The 1,933-nt window shown below is 69.5% G+C and carries 2 protein-coding genes; one reads left to right on the top strand and one right to left on the bottom strand.

Translation table 11 applies throughout. The annotated features are described in order from the left end of the window. Nucleotides 1-694: tripartite tricarboxylate transporter substrate binding protein (locus Q4F04_RS15755; protein ID WP_303370729.1), on the bottom strand; the 694-nt coding region annotated here is incomplete at its 3' end. A 479-nt stretch (nucleotides 695-1,173) separates the two neighbouring features. Between Q4F04_RS15755 and Q4F04_RS15750 the strand changes: the two genes are divergently transcribed. After that, nucleotides 1,174-1,933: MoxR family ATPase (locus Q4F04_RS15750; RefSeq protein ID WP_303370728.1), on the top strand; the 760-nt coding region annotated here is incomplete at its 3' end.

Here is a 1,933-nt window from a genome sequence, read left to right as displayed (position 1 = left end):
GCACCTCGGGCATGTCGGCGATCCGCTCGCGCTCCATCACGAACAGGGGGGTGACGGCGCCGCCCTCGACATGCGGGCGTGCTTCGGCCGGGGTGGCGGTCACGGCGTCGATATGGCCGCCCGCGCAGGCCGTCAGCGCCTCGGAGGCGCCGCCGAAGGGCACGTGCTCAAAGCTGGTGTCGGTGGCCTTGCCATAGGCTTCGAAGGACAGGTGGTTCGCCCCGCCCGCCCCCGAGTTGCCGACCAGCGTCGCGCCGGGATTGGCGCGGGCATGATCCATGAACTCGGCGAAGGTCTTGAAGGGGGCGTCCTTGCAGGCCAGCACGACCTGCAGGTTGCGGCCCATCAGGCCCAGGAAGTCCACGTCGTCGATGCTGTAGGTGGTCGCGCCGTAATGCGGCAGCAGCGCGATCGGCCCCTGCGCCCCGATCGTCAGCGTATGGCCGTCGGCGGGCGCCTTCAGGCCCTTGCCGGTGCCGTTCGACCCGCCGCCGCCCGGCTCGTTCCGCACGACGACGGTGCTGCCCTCCAGCTGCTTCTGCAGCGATTCCGCAAGGATGCGCGCCGAAAGGTCGGTCCCGCCGCCCGCGGCATATGGAACCACGATCTCGATCGTCTTTTCAGGATAGGTGGCGGCGAACCCGGCGGTCGTCGCCAGAGCCAACAGCGCAACGCTGCCTGCCAGTGCCTTCATCTGATGCCCTCCCACGGCTAACGCGGGTGAGAGTGCGTGCAAGGTACACATGTTGTCAACTGTTCATGGTGGCTGGGCACCAAATAACAACCATGGACGTGCGTATTCCATTGGAAACTTATTTTTGCAATGAACAACTATCTGGCTTCCGCATGAGGAGTTTGCGCCCCATGCGCCACGGCCTTGAGGGCTTGGATGACGTGACCGCCCCGGCGTCCATGTGGTCATCTGTCACGTCAGGGGCGGCCATGCCGTGAACATCGTCGCCGTGACCGAGGCCCGGAAGGGGCCGAGGAAAGCCGGAGCACGCGCGCCTTCCGCGACGAGATGTTCCGCGATTCCGGCGACTGGCACCCGCCATCCCGAGGGCCGCGACCTCACCATTTCGTCGGAGAGACAGGCCGGTGGACCGGATGCGACACTCCTGACCTGCCGCGCCAGCCTGGCTGCCCGTCCACCCGCCCGAACCGGAGAGCCCCGTGACCCGTCCCAGCACGAACTTCCAGCATCCCGTCGCCCGGCTGACCCGCGACGTGGCGGCGGGGCTGGTGGGGCACGAGCGGATGGCCGAGCGGCTGGTGATCGCGCTGCTGGCGGGCGGCCATGTGCTGCTGGAAGGCCCGCCCGGCATCGCCAAGACCCGCGCGGTCAAGCGGCTGGCCGCGCATCTGCCGGGCCGGCACGCGCGCATCCAGTGCACGCCGGACCTGCTGCCCTCGGATCTGACCGGCACCCAGGTTTATCGCGCCGAGGAGGGCTTCGGCTTCGTGCCGGGGCCGCTGTTCCACTCGCTGGTGCTGGTGGACGAGATCAACCGCGCCCCGCCCAAGGTCCAGTCCGCGCTGCTGGAGGCGATGGCCGAGCACCAGGTCACGACCGGCGGGACGACCCGCCCCCTGCCCGATCCCTTCATGGTGGTCGCCACCCAGAACCCCATCGAGCACGAGGGCACCTTCCCGCTGCCCGAGGCGCAGATGGACCGCTTCCTGCTGCACCTGCATCTCGACCTGCCGGGGGCCGAGGACGAGCGGGCGATCCTCGATCTGGTGGAAACCGAGCTGCTCGCGCCGCCCACGCCCGCGGCCGAGCTGATCGCCGAGGCCGACATCCACGCCGCGCGCCGCGAGGTGGCGCAGGTGCATCTGGCGCCCGCGCTCAAGGACTACATCGTGCGGCTGGTGATGGCGACGCGGGCGGGGGGCGCGGTGGCGGAGCGCATCGAGCATCCCGTCTCGCCGC

The organism is Paracoccus sp. (in: a-proteobacteria) (assembly GCF_030536915.1).
Taxonomy (GTDB): Bacteria; Pseudomonadota; Alphaproteobacteria; order Rhodobacterales; family Rhodobacteraceae; genus Paracoccus.
This window is presented reverse-complemented; position numbering and strand designations above follow the sequence as displayed.